The sequence below is a fragment of the Pseudonocardia sp. SID8383 genome, assembly GCF_009864975.1.
Classification (GTDB): domain Bacteria; phylum Actinomycetota; class Actinomycetes; order Mycobacteriales; family Pseudonocardiaceae; genus Pseudonocardia; species Pseudonocardia alni.
Window position 1 is genome coordinate 1 of record NZ_WWFY01000009.1, and the last position, 2,925, is coordinate 2,925.

A 2,925-nucleotide genomic window follows, 5' to 3' on the forward strand; every position below is an offset into this window, starting at 1 on the left:
CCGGACATGCTGCACGTCGTCGGCTGCGCCCGCCGCTGCGGCGCCCCGCACACCGCGCACCGCGACGCCGTGGCCACCGGGCCGGGCACCTACGTCATCGACGAACACACGATCACGACCGAGGAGCTCCGCTGAGCGGGTACGACTACATCACCGACGGCAACGAGATCTACCGCCGCTCGTTCGCGACGATCCGCGCGGAGACCGACCTCTCCGGGCTCCCGCCCGGCGTCGACGACATCGCCGTCCGCATGATCCACGCCTGCGGCCAGGTCGACCTCGTCGACGACATCGCCGCCTCCGACGGCGTCGTCGCGGCCGCACGCGCCGCGCTGCGGGCCGGTGCCCCGATCCTGTGCGACGCGATGATGGTCGCCTCCGGGGTGACCGCCGCCCGGCTGCCCGCGGACAACGAGGTGCTCTGCCTGCTGCGCGACGCCCGGGTGCCCGACCACGCGCGGCGGATCGGCAACACCCGGTCCGCGGCCGCGCTGGAGCTGCTCGCCGACCGCTTCGAGGGCGCGGTGCTCGCGATCGGGAACGCCCCGACCGCGCTGTTCCACGTGCTGGACCTCATCGACCGCGGCGACGCACCCCGCCCGGCCGCGGTCATCGGCATCCCGGTGGGGTTCATCGGCGCCGCCGAGTCCAAGGCCGCCCTCGCCGAGCGGACCGACCTGGAGCACCTCGTCGTCCACGGCCGTCGTGGCGGGTCGGCGATCACCGCGGCGGCGCTGAACGCGCTGGCCCACGAGCAGGAGATCATCGCGTGAACGAGCGTGCGAGTGCCGCGCAGCAGCACAGCGTGACAGGCACCCTCTACGGCGTCGGCCTCGGTCCGGGCGACCCCGAGCTGACCACGATCAAGGCCGCCCGGCTCGTCCGCGACGCCGACGTCATCGCCTACCACTCGGCCCGGCACGGCCGCTCCATCGCGCGCCGGATCGCCGAACCGCACCTGTCGGGCACCGCGATCGAGGAGGCGCTGGTCTACCCGGTCACCACCGAGGCCACCGACCACCCCGGCGGCTACCAGGGTGCGATCGACGCGTTCTACACCGAGGCCGCCGCCCGGCTCGCCACGCACCTCGACGCGGGCCGCGACGTCGTGCTGCTCGCCGAGGGCGACCCGCTCTTCTACGGCTCCTACATGCACATGCACAAGCGGCTGGCCGGGCGCTACCCGACCGAGGTCGTCCCGGGCGTCACCTCGATCAGCGGCGCCGCCGCGGCGATCGGGCAGCCGCTGGTGGAGCGCGACGAGGTGCTCACCGTGCTGCCGGGCACGCTGCCCCGCGAGGAGCTCGCAAGGCGGCTCGCGGGCACCGACTCGGCGGCGGTGATGAAGCTCGGGCGCACCTTCACCACGGTCCGCGGGGCGATGGCCGACGCCGGCGTGCTCGACCGGGCCCGCTACGTCGAGCGGGCCACGATGGAGGGCCAGCGGACCGGCTCGCTGTCCGACGTGGATCCCTCGGACGTGCCCTACTTCGCGATCGCCCTGGTCCCCGGTGAGGTCGCCGCCTCGGTGCCCGAGGAGGCCGTCGGGTCCGTCGCGGAGCCCGGAGGCGCGGCGGCCGAGGAGCGGTCGGTGCGCGGGCCGGGTGAGGTCGTCGTGGTCGGGACCGGTCCCGCCGGGCGGGACTGGCTGACCCCGCAGGTCGCCCGCGCCCTGTCGGAGGTGGACGACCTCGTCGGCTACGGCCCCTACCTGGACCGGGTGCCGCCGAACCCGCGTCAGACCCGGCACGCCTCGGACAACAAGGTCGAGTCCGAGCGGGCGGCGCACGCGCTGGACCTGGCCGCCTCGGGGCGGCGGGTCGCCGTCGTCTCCGCCGGGGACCCGGGGGTGTTCGCGATGGCGACCGCGGTGCTGGAGGTGGCGGCGGAGCCGAAGTACCACGACGTCCCGGTCCGGGTGCTGCCCGGCATGTCCGCGGCGCAGGCCGTGGCGGCCGCCGTCGGTGCCCCGCTGGGGCACGACCACGCCCTGATCTCGTTGTCCGACCGGCTCAAGCCGTGGGACGTGGTCGCGGACCGGCTGCGTGCCGTGGCCGCGGCGGACCTGGCGATCGCGATCTACAACCCGCGCTCGAAGGCCCGGCCGTGGCAGGTCGGCGCGGCCCGCGACGTGCTGCTGGAGCACCGTGCACCGGAGACCCCGGTGGTGCTGGGACGCGACGTCGGCGGCGCCGGGCAGCGGATCGTCGTCACCACGCTGGGCGAGCTGGACCCGGAGCAGGTCGACATGCGCACCCTGGTGGTGGTCGGCTCGTCGACGACCCGGGCGGTCGAGCGCGGCGGCGCGACCGTCGTGTTCACGCCCCGGCACTACGGCCCCGGCGGCACGACGACCGACTGACCACATCCGCCGGTTGTCGACATCCTGACGGATGCCGGTTCCGCGCTAGCGTCACGCCGTGCAACTGCAGGTGCGGCGCTTCGGGCCCGACGACTGGGAGCCGGCACGCGCAGCCCGGCTCGCCTCGGTGCGGGACGGCTTCGGTGAGGACAGCGACTTCTACCGCGAGCAGGCGGCCATGGAACCGGCCGCCTGGCGGGCGGTCCTGGCCGAGCACGTCCGTTTCGGAGCCTTCGACGGCGACCGGCCGGTCGGCACCGCCTGCTGGCGGGCCGGTGACGACGGCGACGGCGACGGGCAGCTCTACGGCATGTGGGTCCATCCCGACGCGCGCGGGACCGGGCTGGCCGACGCGCTCGTCGACGCCGTCGTCGCGGCCGCGCGCGAACTCGGCTCGGCCACCCTGTCGCTGAAGGTGGAGCCGGGCAACGCCCGGGCGATCGCCTTCTACGTCCGTACCGGGTTCGTCGCCGACGGCGACCCCGGCCCGGGACTGGTCGTCATGACCCGCCCGGTCTGACCGCGGCGGCGAGCCCCAGCAGGGCCGTCAGCCCGGTCAGGCC

The 2,925-nt window shown here is 75.2% G+C and carries 3 protein-coding genes; all 3 read left to right on the forward strand.

The features are described from left to right. The first annotated feature begins 131 nt into the window (after window positions 1–131). The 3 genes from GTW08_RS00495 to GTW08_RS00505 are packed head-to-tail and all read left to right on the forward strand — an operon-like array spanning window position 132 to window position 2,882. Complete coding sequence (locus tag GTW08_RS00495; protein WP_073577137.1) at window positions 132–773, forward strand: precorrin-8X methylmutase; 642 nt, start codon at window positions 132–134, stop codon at window positions 771–773. 32 nt (window positions 774–805) lie between these two features. After that, the gene (locus GTW08_RS00500; RefSeq protein WP_073577138.1) at window positions 806–2,362 is read left to right on the forward strand and encodes a precorrin-2 C(20)-methyltransferase; all 1,557 of its coding nucleotides are present in this window, start codon (window positions 806–808) and stop codon (window positions 2,360–2,362) included. A 58-nt stretch (window positions 2,363–2,420) separates the two neighbouring features. Next, the gene (locus tag GTW08_RS00505) at window positions 2,421–2,882 is read left to right on the forward strand and encodes a GNAT family N-acetyltransferase (RefSeq protein WP_083658876.1); all 462 of its coding nucleotides are present in this window, start codon (window positions 2,421–2,423) and stop codon (window positions 2,880–2,882) included. Window positions 2,883–2,925: the final 43 nt, after the last annotated feature.